The organism is Streptomyces sp. NPDC048604 (assembly GCF_043199435.1).
GTDB lineage: Bacteria > Actinomycetota > Actinomycetes > Streptomycetales > Streptomycetaceae > Streptomyces.
This window is the reverse complement of sequence record NZ_JBICVX010000002.1, coordinates 168,215-182,361: the sequence shown is the minus strand read 5'-3', so window position 1 is coordinate 182,361 and position 14,147 is coordinate 168,215. Positions and strand designations below refer to the sequence as shown.

The 14,147-nt window shown below is 72.4% G+C and carries 15 protein-coding genes; 5 read left to right on the top strand and 10 right to left on the bottom strand.

Annotation, left to right across the window (positions count from 1 at the left end):
- The first annotated feature begins 151 nt into the window (after positions 1-151).
- Both ACGFMM_RS04660 and ACGFMM_RS04655 read left to right on the top strand, forming a co-directional pair.
- Positions 152-1,579 (top strand): zinc-dependent metalloprotease, encoded by a 1,428-nt coding sequence (locus ACGFMM_RS04660; RefSeq protein WP_393643109.1) that lies wholly within the window; start codon positions 152-154, stop codon positions 1,577-1,579.
- Positions 1,576-2,097, top strand: a complete 522-nt coding sequence (locus ACGFMM_RS04655; protein WP_393643107.1) for an NUDIX hydrolase — start codon at positions 1,576-1,578, stop codon at positions 2,095-2,097. The genes ACGFMM_RS04660 and ACGFMM_RS04655 overlap by 4 nt, the downstream gene beginning before the upstream one ends.
- A 54-nt stretch (positions 2,098-2,151) precedes the next feature.
- Here ACGFMM_RS04655 and ACGFMM_RS04650 read toward each other — a convergent pair whose 3' ends face one another.
- The 4 genes from ACGFMM_RS04650 to ACGFMM_RS04635 form a co-directional block, all read right to left on the bottom strand.
- Positions 2,152-2,907, bottom strand: a complete 756-nt coding sequence (locus ACGFMM_RS04650; protein ID WP_393643106.1) for an AIM24 family protein — start codon at positions 2,905-2,907, stop codon at positions 2,152-2,154.
- A gap of 19 nt (positions 2,908-2,926) precedes the next feature.
- A complete protein-coding gene (locus tag ACGFMM_RS04645; protein ID WP_393643104.1) occupies positions 2,927-3,607 on the bottom strand; it encodes an AIM24 family protein in 681 nt (226 codons plus the stop codon).
- Between the two features lie 14 nt (positions 3,608-3,621).
- Positions 3,622-5,271 (bottom strand): TerD family protein, encoded by a 1,650-nt coding sequence (locus ACGFMM_RS04640; RefSeq protein WP_393643102.1) that lies wholly within the window; start codon positions 5,269-5,271, stop codon positions 3,622-3,624.
- 133 nt (positions 5,272-5,404) lie between these two features.
- Positions 5,405-5,983, bottom strand: a complete 579-nt coding sequence (locus ACGFMM_RS04635; RefSeq protein WP_393643100.1) for a M48 family metallopeptidase — start codon at positions 5,981-5,983, stop codon at positions 5,405-5,407.
- Positions 5,984-6,189: 206 nt separating this feature from the next.
- Here ACGFMM_RS04635 and ACGFMM_RS04630 point away from each other — a divergent pair, with 206 nt between their 5' ends.
- Both ACGFMM_RS04630 and ACGFMM_RS04625 read left to right on the top strand, forming a co-directional pair.
- Entirely contained in the window at positions 6,190-7,344 is a 1,155-nt protein-coding gene (locus ACGFMM_RS04630) for a TOMM precursor leader peptide-binding protein (RefSeq protein ID WP_393643098.1), read from the top strand.
- Positions 7,345-7,384: 40 nt separating this feature from the next.
- Positions 7,385-8,728 carry an ABC1 kinase family protein gene (locus ACGFMM_RS04625; RefSeq protein ID WP_393643097.1) on the top strand — a complete coding sequence of 448 codons (1,344 nt, stop codon included), beginning with the start codon at positions 7,385-7,387 and terminating at the stop codon, positions 8,726-8,728.
- A 36-nt stretch (positions 8,729-8,764) separates the two neighbouring features.
- On the opposite strand, the gene ACGFMM_RS04620 is transcribed toward ACGFMM_RS04625, so the two are convergent.
- The 5 genes from ACGFMM_RS04620 to ACGFMM_RS04600 all read right to left on the bottom strand — a co-directional run bounded on the left by ACGFMM_RS04620 (position 8,765) and on the right by ACGFMM_RS04600 (position 12,612).
- Positions 8,765-8,968 carry a hypothetical protein gene (locus ACGFMM_RS04620; RefSeq protein WP_393643095.1) on the bottom strand — a complete coding sequence of 68 codons (204 nt, stop codon included), beginning with the start codon at positions 8,966-8,968 and terminating at the stop codon, positions 8,765-8,767.
- Between the two features lie 101 nt (positions 8,969-9,069).
- On the bottom strand, positions 9,070-9,393 hold the full coding sequence (locus ACGFMM_RS04615; RefSeq protein WP_393643094.1) for a hypothetical protein: 324 nt from the start codon (positions 9,391-9,393) through the stop codon (positions 9,070-9,072).
- The gene (locus ACGFMM_RS04610) at positions 9,390-9,758 is read right to left on the bottom strand and encodes a WhiB family transcriptional regulator (RefSeq protein ID WP_351226385.1); all 369 of its coding nucleotides are present in this window, start codon (positions 9,756-9,758) and stop codon (positions 9,390-9,392) included. Before ACGFMM_RS04610 ends, ACGFMM_RS04615 begins: the two co-directional genes overlap by 4 nt.
- 173 nt (positions 9,759-9,931) lie before the next feature.
- Entirely contained in the window at positions 9,932-10,285 is a 354-nt protein-coding gene (locus ACGFMM_RS04605) for a hypothetical protein (protein WP_393643092.1), read from the bottom strand.
- A gap of 167 nt (positions 10,286-10,452) precedes the next feature.
- A complete protein-coding gene (locus ACGFMM_RS04600; protein WP_393643740.1) occupies positions 10,453-12,612 on the bottom strand; it encodes an ATP-dependent DNA helicase UvrD2 in 2,160 nt (719 codons plus the stop codon).
- A 233-nt stretch (positions 12,613-12,845) separates the two neighbouring features.
- Between ACGFMM_RS04600 and ACGFMM_RS04595 the strand changes: the two genes are divergently transcribed.
- Positions 12,846-13,103 carry a mycoredoxin gene (locus ACGFMM_RS04595; RefSeq protein WP_393643090.1) on the top strand — a complete coding sequence of 86 codons (258 nt, stop codon included), beginning with the start codon at positions 12,846-12,848 and terminating at the stop codon, positions 13,101-13,103.
- A gap of 61 nt (positions 13,104-13,164) precedes the next feature.
- Here ACGFMM_RS04595 and nudC read toward each other — a convergent pair whose 3' ends face one another.
- On the bottom strand, positions 13,165-14,127 hold the full coding sequence (gene nudC / locus ACGFMM_RS04590) for an NAD(+) diphosphatase (protein WP_393643088.1): 963 nt from the start codon (positions 14,125-14,127) through the stop codon (positions 13,165-13,167).
- Positions 14,128-14,147 lie beyond the last annotated feature (20 nt).

The window sequence follows — 14,147 nt, the reverse complement described above, 5'->3', positions numbered from 1 at the left end:
ACGCGTACGTACCAGGTGGCGTCCATCCTGCCGCAGGCGGCGAGACGGCGAAGCACTGAGGCCTTGTCCGCCCTCGATGTCTAGGCTTGGTGGTGTTGTCGGGCAGTCGCCGCCGGCGCAATGCCGGTGGCCCTACGAGCCGAGGAAACCCGTGAGTGACACCCCATTCGGATTCGGCCTTCCGCCGGAGGAGCCGGAGAACGGCGACGAGGGCAAGAAGAAGGACCCTGCCGGAGGCGGTCAGGGTGCTGGCAACCCCTTCGGCTTCGGAGGCCTGCCGGGCGGCGGCGACAACCCCTTCGCCGCGATGTTCGGCTCCCTGAACCCCAATGACCTGGGGGCGGCCTTCCAGCAGCTCGGCCAGATGCTGAGCCACGAGGGCGGTCCCGTGAACTGGGACATGGCCAAGCAGATCGCCCGCCAGGTGGTCGCGCAGGGCACCCCCGACGGCGTCAAGGACGCCAGCATCGGCCCGGCGGAGAAGTCCGCCGTGGAGGAGGCCGTGCGGCTGGCCGACCTGTGGCTGGACGAGGCGACCTCGCTGCCGTCCGGCGCGAACACCGCCGTGGCGTGGAGCCGCGCCGAGTGGGTCGAGGCGACCCTGCCGGCCTGGCAGCAGCTGGTCGACCCGGTCGCCGAGCGGGTCGGCACGGCGATGGGCGATGTGCTGCCCGAGGAGATGCAGGCCATGGCCGGCCCGCTGATCGGCATGATGCGCTCCATGGGCGGCGCGATGTTCGGCCAGCAGATCGGGCAGGCCGTGGGCGCGCTGGCGGGCGAGGTGGTCGGTTCGACCGACATCGGTCTGCCGCTCGGCCCGGCCGGCAAGGCGGCGCTGCTGCCGCTGAACGTGACGGCGCTCGGCAAGGACCTGAGCGTGCCGATGGACGAGGTGCGGCTGTACCTGGCGCTGCGCGAGGCCGCCCACCAGCGGCTCTTCGCCCACGTGCCGTGGCTGCGCTCGCATCTGTTCGGCGCGGTCGAGGCCTATGCCCGCGGGATCAAGGTCGACACCTCCAAGCTGGAGGACGCGGTCGGCAATCTGGACCCGACGCATCCGGAGCAGCTGCAGGAGGCCCTGCAGCAGGGCATGTTCCAGCCGGAGGACACCCCGGAGCAGAAGGCCGCCCTGGCCCGGCTGGAGACGGCGCTCGCGCTGGTCGAGGGCTGGGTGGACGCGGTGGTGCACGAGGCCGCGAAGACGAGGCTGACCTCGGCGGACGCGCTGCGCGAGACGATGCGCCGGCGTCGTGCCTCGGGCGGTCCGGCCGAGCAGACCTTCGCCACGCTGATCGGTCTGCAGCTGCGTCCGCGCCGGCTGCGGGACGCCTCGCGGCTGTGGGCCTCGCTGACGGACGCGCGCGGCGTGGACGGCCGGGACGACCTGTGGAGCCACCCGGACATGCTGCCGACGGCCTCCGACCTGGACGACCCGGACGGCTTCGTGCACCGCGAGCAGCTCGACTTCTCGGAGCTGGACAAGATGCTGGGCGAGGCCGCCGGTGGCCGCGCCGAGGGCACGGGCGAGGACCAGGGCCAGGACGGCAACGGCGAGGGCAAGGACGACCAGGGCAAGTGAGTCTGCACGACGACGCCGTACTCGTACTCAAGGAGTACGAGGGCCAGCCGGAGCTGCGCGAGGTCTACCTGGACCATCTGGCCGCGCATCCGGACGGCATGTACAAGCCCTGCTCGGCGGGACATCTGACCGGCAGCGCGCTGGTGGTCGACGCGGCGCGGGGCCGGGTGCTGCTGACCCTGCACAAGAAGCTGAACATGTGGCTGCAGATGGGCGGCCACTGCGAGCCCGGCGACGAGACGGTGGCCGCGGCCGCGCTGCGGGAGGCGACGGAGGAGTCCGGGATCGCCGGTCTGACGCTGCTGCCGGGCGGCCCGGTGCGGCTTGACCGGCATCCGATCCCGGCGCCCTGTCACTGGCACCTGGACGTGCAGTACGCGGCGCTGGCCCCGGCCGGCGCGGAGGCGGAGATCAGCGAGGAGTCGCTGGACCTGCGCTGGTTCGCGTACGACGAGGTGGCCTCGGTGGCGGACACCTCGGTGGTCCGGCTGCTGGAGGCCACGCTGGCCCGGCTGTAGCGCATGCGTAAGGGGCGGTCGCCATGGCGACCGCCCCTTACGCATGTCCCGGCGTCAGTTCCAGGCGTTGTTCTGGTTCTGCGCGTGGGAGCCGTGCTGGCCCACGCCGAACTGGGCGGCGACGCCCTGTCCGAGGGCGGCGTTCTGCGGCGGCATGACCTCGCTGGGCTGGACCAGGGCGTAGCCCTGTCCGAGGAAGCTGAGCTCCCAGCCCTCGCCGGTGTTGCCGCGGCGGCGCATCACGCTGCTGTTGACCGTCTGCGACTGCATCTGCACCCGCAGCCCGGTGGACCAGGCGACGATCGCGTCCGCGTCGACGTTGACGTACTTGTCCGGCGTGACCAGCATCATCAGCGGCTGGCCGGAGGTCATCAGGGCGACCTTGCCGCGGCCGGAGATGTTGAGCTGGTACTTGCCGGAGCCGGAGATGCCGTACTGGCTGTCCACGGCGATGACCTCGGTGTGCAGCGTCGAGTCCAGCGCCAGGACATAGGCGCTGTCGACGGTCATGCCCTCCTGGTCGACGTCCACCACGTGCACGTACTGGGCGAGGTTGGCGAAGTAGACCGTGCCCTGCCCGGAGCAGCGCATGAGGTCCAGGCCCTCGCCGGTGCGGGCGCGGGCCCGGCGCTGGCTGGGGGTCTGGTACTCGCCGTCGAAGTCGACCAGGCCCTGGTACGCGACCATGGCGCCCTTACGGGCCAGGATGTCGTCCTGGCCGGTGAGGGAGACCCGCAGCAGCTGCGGGTTCTGCATCACGTACCGTTCCTGGCTCTGCTGCTCGCCGTGGTTGAAAAGCGGGCTCTGCATGATGTGTTCTCGCTCCCCCTCAGCCCCGGATCCGCAGGCGGTCGGTGCTGTCCTCGCTCGGCTGTACGACGACGATGCCCTGGCCGGAGAAGGCCATCTGGAACGCCTCGCCGCTGCCCCGCCCGATGAGCGAGGAGGCCTTGAAGCTGCGCTTGCCCTTGACCTTCAGGTTCGGCGACCAGGCGACGAGCGCGTCGGGGTCGACGTACGTCTCGTCCTCGCCGCGGCCGCAGTCGACCACGATCGGGGTGCCGCGCGAGGTCAGGGCGACCCAGCCGGTACCGGCGATCTCGACGTTGAACAGGCCCTGTCCGGCGAACTTGGCCAGGCCCTTGACCTTCTCGACGCCCCACTGGAGGTGGGCGTCGAAGGCCAGGACGTTGGTGCCGTTGACGGAGAGCGACTCGTTCTGGAGGTTGATCACGACGACGTCGGCGCCGTAGTCGGCCAGGTAGAGCAGTCCGTCGCCGGAGCACTTCATGACCGGCGCGCCCTCGCCGGTGGCCCACGCCTGGGCGACCTGGCGCAGGGCCGGCGGGTTGGGCTCGTAGGTGACGAAGCCTTCGTAGGCGACCATCGAGCCGGTGCGCGCGTACAGGTCCTGGCCGCTGGCCATGGCGACCTTGAGCATGGTGCGGCCGTGGTTCTCCATCCGGGCCGCGATCGGGGTCGGGGCGAAGCCCGCGAGCTGCTGGTTCATCGGTTCGGGCTCCCTCAGACCTCGTACGGCTGGACGACGATGAAGTTGCCGGGGGCACCCCGGAACTGGAGGTTCACCGTCTCGCCGCTGTGACCCGGGTACGCGTTGCGGCGCAGCCGGACCTGGCTGGAGAGGATCACCTGGGACGCGGACGACCAGGCGACGACGGCGTTGCAGTCGGCGAAGGTGGTCGGCGTGACGGGCAGCACCACGGGGATGCCGTGGGTCTTCACGATGACCGTGCCGGTGCCCTGGAACTGCATGGTGAACAGGGCGCCGCCGGGAATGCCGTGGCCCTCGATGCGGCGCACCTCGTGCTGCAGGGACTCGTCGAACGCGAGGACGTTCTCGGCGGAGACGCAGATGCCGTCGCCCTGGAGCTCGATCTGGTGCAGATGCGCGCCGTTCTCGGCGAGGAAGACCTGGCCGCGGCCGGTGCAGCGCATCAGCTGCATCTCCTGGCCGGTGGCGTTGCCGACGATGCGGCCGGCGAAGCCGGCGCTCTTGTAGGCGAAGTCCACCTTGCCCTGGTACATGACCATGCTGCCCTGGCGGGCGAGGACCGCGTTGCCGCCCATCTGGAGGTCGACCCGCATGAGCTGCTGGTTCTGCGGGGTCCAGCGGGCGCCGGTCGGGGCCTCCCGGTACGGGGCGAGCGCGGCGGTGAGGCCGGGTCCGGCGGCGGCCGGGACGCCCATGCCGGGCTGGGGCACACCGGGCGCGCCGGGTGCTCCGGGCATGCCGGGCTGCTGGCCGTACTGCGGCTGCCCGTACGGGGCCTGGCCCGGGATCTGGCCCGGGATCTGGCCCGGCTGGCCGGGCATCTGGCCGTACGGCTGCGGCGGTTGCGGCGGTTGCGGCGGCTGGCCGTACGGGCCGGGGGCGGCCGGAGCGGGAGCCGTGGGGGCGACGGGCGCCACCATGGTCGGCTGCGCGTGGATCGGCTGGGCCGGCGGCACGGGCTGCTGCGGGGCCGCCGGGGCGCCGAACGCCGGTGCGGGCTGCGGCATCTGGGGTGCGGCGGGCGCCGGCGGGGCGGCCGGGGCGCCGAACGCGGGCGGCGCGGCGGGCGCGGCGCCCTGCGGCGGGGCGAAACCGGGGGCCGCGGCCGGAGGCTGCTGGGCGCCCGGCTGCTCCTCGGCGACCTCGCCGCCGAAGTTCTTCAGGAGCGCATCGAGTCCGCCGTCGAAGCCCTGGCCGACGGCGGCGAACCGCCACACGTCCTTCAGGTAGAAGTCGCCCAGCATCACGGCGCGCTCGGTGGAGAACTCCGAGCCGTTGAACGCGTATCGGGCGACCTCGGCGCCGCCGGCGACGATCCGGATGTAGCCGGGGCCGATCTGGCTCATCTGGCCGGCGCCGTCGAGCGTCGCGGTGAACGACAGCTTGTGGATGTTCGCCGGCAGACGGTCCAGCGTGACGCGGAAGGCTTCGGTGTCGCCCGCCTGCGCGCCGAGCAGCTGGATGGACTCCTCCGGCGACTTCGGCTGGTTGAAGAAGATGAAGTACCGGTCGTCCGAGAGCCGCTCGTCGGCGTCGAGGCCGAAGCAGCTGATGTCGAAGGTCAGTCCGGGCGCGGCGATCTGCACACCCACGTACAGATCGGTCCCCGGTGTCAGATCACTGATCTTGGCCTTGTGGCCGCGTTGGAATTCCCTTGCCATGCGTAACGACCGTCCCCCATCCCGATATCCGAATGCGTCGCGCCAGGCTAACGGCTGCACACGGCATTGAGCCAAGCTGCGACGGTTTCGGTACACGATTGGCGAGTGACCCGGCCGCAGCGTGCTCCTGCCGTCACTCCTCGCGTGCGGCGGGCAGGTGCGGCAGCCGGTCCGCGGCGACCACGCCCTCCAGATAGCCGCGGGCCCGCTCCGTCTTCGGGTACGCCTCCAGGAGCCGCCAGAAGCGGGGGCCGTGACCGGGCACCAGCAGGTGGGCGAGTTCGTGCACGAGGACGTAGTCGACGACGTACTCGGGCATGCCCTGGAGCCGGTGGGAGAGGCGGATGCTGCCCTCGGCCGGGGTGCAGGAGCCCCAGCGGGTGTTCTGGTTGGTCACCCAGCGCACGGAGGTGGGGCGGGCCCGGCCGTCGAAGTACTGCATGGACAGCCGCTCGGCGCGCTCGGCGAGTTCGCTGTCGCCGAGGATGCTGCGGCTCTCCTGCGCGGCGAGCTTGTCGAGCATGACGGTGACCCAGCGTCGTTCCTCCGCCTCCGACATCCGGGCGGGGATGAGCACGATGGTCCGGTCGCCCTCGCGGTAGGCGGAGACGGTTCTGCTCCGCCGTGAGCTTCTGCGGACCTCGACCGCGCTCGTTCCCGAGCCGCGGGGCGGTTTGCTTGTCACGCTGCGCTGTGGGTGGTCGGCCGGCACGGGCCCGACGTTACCCGCTGTCAGCGGGGGAAGTCCCGCCTCCGGGGCCGTTCCGGGGCGATCCGGCGGCGCCGTGCACCATTTGAAGTACTAATACCCCTCCCCTGTGGACGACTTCGGAGAACGGGTCACGCGGGCGGGCATTCTCGGAACAGGTCGACGGGATCGCGCCCGGGAAGGCACGGGCGGGGAAGCGGGGGTGTCGGATGCATCCGATGGTGAAGCCGGCGCTGCGGCGCGCCTGGCGGGATCTGCAGTTCGTGCAGTTCGGGGCCACGTCCGCGCACGCGGTGGTCGTGGGTCCGGTGGACATGACCACGGGCAGTCTGATCGCGCGGATGGACGGCACGCGCGGACGGGAGCTGCTGCGGGCGGAGGCGAAGGCGCTGGGCCTGCCGGACGGCCGGGTCGACCGGCTGGTCGCGCGGCTGGCCGAGGCCGAGCTGATCACCGACGGGGACGGGGCGCGGCCCCGGACGGCCGGGGCGTCGCGGCACGCGGACGGCGCGCTGGATCCGCTGCGCGCCGACCTGGCGGCGCTGTCGGTGGTCGAGCGGGAGCCGGACGGGCCGGTGCGGCGGATGGGCGCGCGGGCGGCGCTGCGGGTGCAGGTGCGGGGCGCGGGCCGGGTGGGCGCGGCGGTCGCAGCGCTGCTCTCGGCCTCCGGGGTGGGCCGGGTGGAGGTGCTGGACTCGGGGTCGGTGCAGCCGTGGGAGGTGTCGCCGGGCGGGCTGCCGGCCGAGGCGGTGGGCGAGCGCAGGGCGGTGGCGGCCGGGCGGCTGGTGGGGCGGTCGGCGCCGGGCGGGCGGCCGCCGCGGGAGGCCCGGGGCGCGGGCGGCGGCGAGCCGGGGCCGGCGCTGGTGGTGGTGACGCCGCGCGACGGACTGGGGGCGTACGTCCCGGATCCGGTGCCGGCCGAGCCGTGGATCGCCGGGGGCGTGCCGCATCTGTACGCGGGGGTGGTCGAGGCGACCGGGGTGGTGGGGCCGCTGGTGCTGCCGGGCGGGACGGCTTGCGCGGAGTGCCTGCTGCGGGAGCGGACGGACCGGGAGCCGGTGTGGCCGAGGATGCTGGCGCAGTGGCGGTCCGGCGCGCCGGATCCGGCGCCGGCCTGCGACACCTCGCTGGCCGCGGCGGTGGCGGGGCTGACGGCGGCTCATGCGCTGGCGTTTCTGGACGGGGAGCTGCCGGCGTGCACGGGGGCGCGGTGGGAGGTGTCGATGCCGCTGCTCGAGTGGCGTGTCGAGCGGTTCGCGCCCGCTCCGGGGTGTCCGTGCGGCGCCGCAGGTAACAGAGAAGGAGACGGAGTGGGGGAGCGCCGCTCCGGGCTTCGGAGGGTGCAGGACACAATGGCGGGGTAACGGCCACCCTCGGAGCGGCAGTCCGGTATTTGGAGGGCGTATGTCTGATCTTCCCCGGAAGGCGGTCACCAGGACCGCGAAGTTGGCCGCGCTGCCGCTGGGCATCGCCGGCCGCGCGACGTGGGGCCTGGGCAAGCGGATCGGCGGGAAGTCGGCCGAGATCGTGGCCCGCGAACTGCAACAGCGCACGGCGGAGCAGCTGTTCAAGGTCCTGGGCGAGCTCAAGGGCGGGGCGATGAAGTTCGGGCAGGCGCTGTCCGTCTTCGAGTCGGCGCTGCCGGAGGAGGTGGCCGGGCCGTACCGTGCGGCGCTGACGAAGCTGCAGGACGCGGCGCCGCCGATGCCGACCCGGACGGTGCACGCGGTGCTGGCGGAGCGGCTGGGCGAGGACTGGCGCGAGCTGTTCCTGGAGTTCGAGGACAAGCCGGCCGCGGCGGCGTCGATCGGCCAGGTGCACCGGGCGGTGTGGCGGGACGGCCGCGAGGTCGCGGTGAAGGTGCAGTACCCGGGAGCGGGCGAGGCGTTGCTGTCGGACCTGACGCAGCTGAGCCGGTTCGCCCGGCTGCTGGGGCCGCTGATTCCGGGGATGGACATCAAGCCGCTGATCACGGAGCTGCGGGACCGGATCTCGGAGGAGCTGGACTACGGCCTTGAGGCGGAGGCGCAGCAGGCGCACGCCGAGGAGTTCGCGGACGATCCGGACGTGGTGGTGCCGGGGGTGGTCCATCAGTCGGACCAGGTGCTGGTGACGGAGTGGATCGACGGGATCCCGCTGTCCGAGGTGATCGCCGACGGCACGCGGGAGCAGCGGGACCGGGCGGGGCAGTTGCTGGCGCGGTTCCTGTTCTCCGGGCCGGGGCGGACGGGGCTGCTGCACGCGGACCCGCATCCGGGGAACTTCCGGCTGCTGCCGGGCGCGGACGAGGACGGCGGGCCGGAGAGCTGGCGGCTGGGGGTGCTGGACTTCGGCACGGTGGACCGGCTGCCGGGAGGGCTGCCGGAGACGATCGGCGTCTGTCTGCGGACGACGCTGGCGGGCGAGGCCGAGACGGTCTACGAGCTGCTGCGCTCCGAGGGGTTCGTGAAGGAGAAGGTCGCTCTCGATCCGGACGCGGTGCTGGAGTATCTGCTGCCGATCATCGAGCCGGCGCAGGTGGAGTCCTTCGGCTTCACCCGGGAATGGGTGCGGACGCAGGCGGCCCGGATCGCCGATCCCCGCTCCCCCGCGCACCAGTTGGGCAAGCAGCTCAATCTGCCGCCCTCGTATCTGCTGATACACCGGGTGACGCTGAGCACGATCGGGGTGCTGTGCCAGCTGAACGCGACGGTGCGGCTGAGGGACGAACTGGAGGCGTGGCTGCCCGGCTTCGTCGAAGAAGAGTGAGCGAGGTCACCCCCGGCGGGGTCGCGTACGGCGGGGTCACCACCAGGACGAGTCGAGTCTGCCCTCGATGGCTCTGATGTTCTCGCGCGCGCAGGACTCGCAGAAGTAGCGGCGGCTGCCGTTCTCCACCGAGCAGGTCCAGGTCACGGGCAGGCTGTCGGCCGCCACCGCGCCGCAGCGGGCGCACACGAAGCTCTCCTCGGAGGTCCGGGGTTCCCGCCCGGAATCGCTGTTCCGCACTCTGCAGACGATAACCCCGGCGGGGTGCGGCAGGCGCGTGCAACGCGGCGCGGGGGCCGGTCCGTTCGGACCGGCCCCCGGGCGCGAGGCTCAGCGGAGCCTCAGTGCATCACGGCCATGGCCAGGGCGCGACGGGCGCGCAGGGAGACTCGCTCGGCTCGGCGCTGCATGCGCCGGGCGGCGACGAGGCGCACGGCCCGGCGCTCCGAGTCGGCCTCCCGTAGGCGCTCGTACATATGGGCACGGGCCAGGGCTTCTGGAATGAGTTGCATCTCGCGGGTCCTGTTCTGACGCGAGGCGTTCGCGCCGATGGTGGCAACGTCTGGGGTCGCGGAGCCGGAGGGCTCGCTGGTGGAAGAGGTCATCGGGGCCAGCTTCTGGGGATCGTGCGTGAGGGGTCGGTCGATGGTGCCCGCGGTGTTCATGCCGCGACCGGGTTCTTGCGCGGGCGGCCACGGGGCCGCTTGCGGGCGACGACCACGCCCTGCACGAAGAGCTCGCCGCCCCAGACGCCCCAGGGCTCGCGCCGCTCCTTGGCGCCCGCGAGGCAGGCCTCCATCAGCGGGCAGGTGCGGCACAGGGACTTGGCGTACTCGACGTCCGCCGGGGACTCGGCGAAGAAGACCTCCGGGTCGTAGGAGCGGCAGGGGACGGGTACGCCGAGGTTCTCGATGGCGTCGTCGAGCGCGGTGAGCGCGGTGAGGGGGGTCAAGGTGGAGTCCTCCGTGAGGCCGGGCGGGGGGATCGTTTCGGAAGGCGGTACGGACGGGGCGTGCGCTTCGAGTTGCACGGGTGTTCTTCCTCGTCTGTTCGTTCCGGCCTGTTGACCGGGGTTTCGGCTGGTACCGGGTTCTGCTGGTCCCGAGGCGCCTTCGGTCCGTCGTCCCCGTTCGGGGACAAACAGAAGGGCCGCGGATCCCGGGTGGGGTTCCGCGGCCCTGAAGGCGCCGGCCTGATCGTCGATCAGGCTGGATCACTCCAGGGTTCGAGCCCACGGAAGGCCCACATCGTGTGATGCGTCATCGTCTGCTGCTGGGTGCCGGCACCGGTCGCCGCGAAGCCATAGGCCAGGTGCTTGGCCTTGCCTGCTACGGCTGCTTCCAGTGCCTTGGTCGGTCGCTCATTGCGCCGCTCGACGACGGGAAGAGCCGTCGCGGAGAGCGCCAGGCGCGCAGCCTCGACACCGGAGAGACCGGTGGCGGACAGACCGCTGCCAATGAAGGCCGAGCCGGAGAGGCCGAGCGAGCAGGTGGAGGCGGCCGAGCGATCGGTCATTTTGGCGGTGCGGACGATGATGCTGTCGATGTTGCTGATCACTGGAATCGCCTCCTCTCGGCGTCTCGGTGGGATCGGGGTGAGCCGGTCCCACATGTATTCGGACAAGTACAGCACGGAGGCAGCGCTTCGGAGAAGCCGCTGTCCGTGGTTAAGAACCTATGGGGCTTGACGGGGCGGGCGCAAACTATTTTTTCGACGAGTTTTCGTCAGTCCTCGTCGTCGCCCCCGCCGGGCTCCTCACCGGCGCAGATGGCCAGCACGTCGGCGCCGAACCGGTTCAGCTTGCGGGTACCCACGCCGGCGATGCCGACCAACTCGCGGTTGTCGGAGGGTACCCGCTCGGCGATCGCCATCAGCGTCTTGTCCGTGAAGACGCACCAGGCCGGCTGGCCGAGCCGCTGCGCCTGCCCGGCGCGCCAGTCGTGCAGCCGCTCGTACAGCCCTTCGTCCATGTCGGAGGGGCAGTCCTCGCAGCGCATCAGCTTCATCGCGCCGGCCTCGGTGAGCGAGGCCCCGCAGACCCGGCAGCGGACCGGGCCGCGCGCCCTGCGCCGTACGACGGCGCCCTCTGCGTTCTCGCCGTCCCGGCCGCCGGGGCCGCCGGTGCCGCGCTCGATGCCGCCGACGCCGCCGGTCCAGCCCGTGGCCAGCCGCCCGGAACCGGGGCGCAGCCCGTTGAGGAAGCGGCTGGGGCGGCGCGAGGGGCGGCCGCCCGGAGAACGGGACAGCGACCAGGAGAGTGTGAGATGCAGCCGGGCGCGGGTGACGCCCACGTACAGCAGGCGGCGCTCCTCCTCGATCTGCTCGTCCGTCTTGGCGTAGGTGATCGGCATCATGCCCTCGGTGAGGCCGGCCAGGAACACGGCGTCCCACTCCAGGCCCTTGGCGGCGTGCAGCGAGGCCAGCGTGACGCCCTGCACCGTCGGGGCGTGCTGGGCGGCGGCCCGCTCATCCAGCTCGGCGACCAGGTCGGACAGGCCGGCCCCCGGCCGGGCTCGGGCGAAGTCCTCGGCCAGCCGGACCAGGGCGGCCAGGGACTCCCAGCGGTCGCGGGCCGCGCCGGAGCCGGCCGGGGGCTCGCTCGTCCAGCCCTTGGTGGAGAGCACCGCGCGCACCTGGGCCGCGAGGTCGTCGGCGCCGTCCAGCAGTGAGTCGTTCCCGCCGGCGCGGGCCGCGCCGCGCAGCGCGATGCCGGCCTCCCGGACCTCCTGGCGCTCGAAGAACCGCTCCGCGCCGCGCAGCTGGTACGGCACGCCGGCGTCGGCGAGGGCCTGCTCGTAGACCTCCGACTGGGCGTTGATCCGGTACAGCACGGCGATCTCGCCGGCCGGGACGCCCGCGGCGATCAGGTCCCGGATCCGGCGGGCGGTGCCCTCGGCCTCGGCGGGCTCGTCCGCGTACTCGGTGTAGACCGGCTCCGGGCCGGCGTCGCGCTGCGAGACCAGCTCCAGGCGGTGCTCGGCGGCCCGGCCGCGGGCCTGGCTCAGCACCCCGTTCGCCAGGTGCACGACCTGCGGGGTGGAGCGGTAGTCCCGGACCAGCTTCACCACCGTGGCGTTCGGGTGCCGCACGCGGAAGTTCAGCAGGTGCTCGGGGGTGGCGCCGGTGAAGGAGTAGATCGTCTGGCTGGCGTCGCCGACCACGCACAGGTTGTCCCGCTCCCCCAGCCACAGGTCGAGCAGGCGCTGCTGCAGCGGGGAGACGTCCTGGTACTCGTCCACGACGAAGTGCTGGTACTGGCGGCGGATCTGGTCGGCGATGTCGTGCCGGTCCTGGAGGATGCCGACGGTGAGCAGCAGCACGTCCTCGAAGTCGATCACCGAGCGGTCCCGCTTGAGCTGCTCGTACATCGCGTAGATCTGGCCGATCTCGGCCGGGTCACGCGGGGCGTCGCGGTACGCCTTGGCGACGGCGGCCGGATAGTCGGCCGGCACGGTCTGGGTGACCTTCGCCCACTCGATCTCGCCGGTGACGTCGCGCAGCTCGTTCCGGTCCAGCCGGACGCGGCAGCGGGCGGCCGCCTCGGCGACCACCTGGACCTTCCGGTCCACGAGCCGGGGCAGCTCGCCACCGACGGCTTTCGGCCAGAAGTACTGGAGCTGCCGCAGCGCCGCCGAGTGGAACGTACGGGCCTGCACGCCGCCCGCGCCGAGCTGGCGGAGCCGGCCGCGCATCTCGCCGGCGGCCCGGTTGGTGAAGGTGACGGCCAGCACGGCGGCGGGCTGGAGGATGCCCGCCCGCACCCCGTACGCGATCCGGTGGGTGATCGCGCGGGTCTTGCCCGTGCCGGCGCCGGCGAGCACGCACACCGGACCGTGCAGCGCCGTGGCGACCTCGCGCTGCTCCGGGTCGAGCCCGTCGAGCACCGCGTCGGCCGACTCCGGCACCTGCGGGAAGAGAGTGGAGTGCGTTGCTGCTGTCACCCCGCCATGCTGCCAGGTTCCACACCGTCGGCGCGGGCCGTCGTCCACAGGCAGCGCCTGGTAGTCGTACGAATACCGGGGGCTTTCTGACATAGATGCGGCGGCGGGGAATGGTCGCGCGGCGGCCCACGTTCTCTACTGTCGGCATCCACCCGCGAACAGAGGAGCGCCTGGCCATGCAGGGCACTGTGACGATGTACAGCACCGAGTGGTGCGGCTACTGCCGCCGGCTGAAGGGCCAGCTGGACCGCGAGGGCATCGCGTACACCGAGATCAACATCGAGCAGGACCCCGAGTCGGCCGCGTTCGTGGAGAAGGCCAACGGGGGCAACCAGACCGTCCCGACCGTCCGCGTGCTGCCGAGCGCCGGCGGCGGCGAGGTCGTCATGACGAACCCGAGCCTCGCGCAGGTCAAGCAGGCCCTCGGCGTCTGATTTCAGCCAGAACGCATGACGGCCCCCGGCTTCACGCCGGGGGCCGTCATGCGTTCCGTTTTCAGGCCGCGGGGGTCTCGCCGGGCCTCGGGAGCGGCTTGCCGTACCAGAGCTCGATCAGCCGGGACGCGATCGAGATCCCGTACGGCGGCAGCACCTCGCCCGACGCGAAGGCCGCGGCCAGGTCCTCGCGGGAGAACCAGCGCGCCTCGTGGATCTCCTCGCCGTCCACCTCGATCTCCGACGAGGTGGCCCGCGCCATGAAGCCGAGCATCAGGCTCGACGGGAACGGCCAGGGCTGGCTGGCGACGTACTCGACCTCGCCGATCGTGACGCCGGCCTCCTCGAAGACCTCGCGGACCACCGCCTGCTCGATCGACTCGCCCGGCTCGACGAAGCCGGCGAGGGTCGAGAAGCGGCCCTCGGGCCAGTGGACCTGCCGGCCGAGCAGCGCGCGGTCCTCCTCGTCCGTGACCAGCATGATCACGGCCGGGTCGGTACGCGGGTAGTGCTCCGCGCCGCAGGCCGGGCAGCGGCGGACATGGCCCGCGGCGGCGATGACGGTGCGCTCGCCGCAGCGGGAGCAGAAGCGGTGCATCCGCTGCCAGTTCTCCAGGGCGACCGCGTGCACCATCAGACCGGCGTCGCGCGGCGAGAGCAGCAGCCCGGCCTCGCGCAGCCCGGCGGGGCGGGCCGACTGGTCGATGCGGCCCGGCAGCGCGTCCTTCTGCAGCGCGAAGTAGCTCACACCTTCCTCGTCCGTGCCGAGGAAGTAGCGGTGCGTCTCGGTGACCGGGGCCTCGAAGGCGGGGGTCATGACCAGCTCGGTGCGGCCGTCGGTGCTGTCTGCGGGCTCGTCGATCAGAACCTGTCCCCCGGAGACGACGAAGACGCGCGTCTTCGGGTGGCTCCAGGCGGCCGCGAGCCACGCCTCGTCGAGCCGGTGGTGCGCGGCCCGGTCGATCCCGCTCGGGGCGGTGAGGCTGATGGGTCGGTCTCCGGCCGCGTTACTGATGATGCTCACAGGTGCTTCCAGCTCCCCCG

Excerpts from the sequence above, each read along its gene's own strand:
- ACGFMM_RS04595 (WP_393643090.1), top strand. The coding sequence starts at position 12,846 with ATGCAGGGCACTGTGACGATGTACAGCACCGAGTGGTGCGGCTACTGC.
- ACGFMM_RS04615 (WP_393643094.1), bottom strand. The coding sequence starts at position 9,393 with ATGAACACCGCGGGCACCATCGACCGACCCCTCACGCACGATCCCCAG.
- ACGFMM_RS04625 (WP_393643097.1), top strand. The coding sequence starts at position 7,385 with ATGTCTGATCTTCCCCGGAAGGCGGTCACCAGGACCGCGAAGTTGGCC.
- ACGFMM_RS04650 (WP_393643106.1), bottom strand. The coding sequence starts at position 2,907 with ATGCAGAGCCCGCTTTTCAACCACGGCGAGCAGCAGAGCCAGGAACGG.
- ACGFMM_RS04640 (WP_393643102.1), bottom strand. The coding sequence starts at position 5,271 with ATGGCAAGGGAATTCCAACGCGGCCACAAGGCCAAGATCAGTGATCTG.
- ACGFMM_RS04645 (WP_393643104.1), bottom strand. The coding sequence starts at position 3,607 with ATGAACCAGCAGCTCGCGGGCTTCGCCCCGACCCCGATCGCGGCCCGG.
- ACGFMM_RS04630 (WP_393643098.1), top strand. The coding sequence starts at position 6,190 with ATGCATCCGATGGTGAAGCCGGCGCTGCGGCGCGCCTGGCGGGATCTG.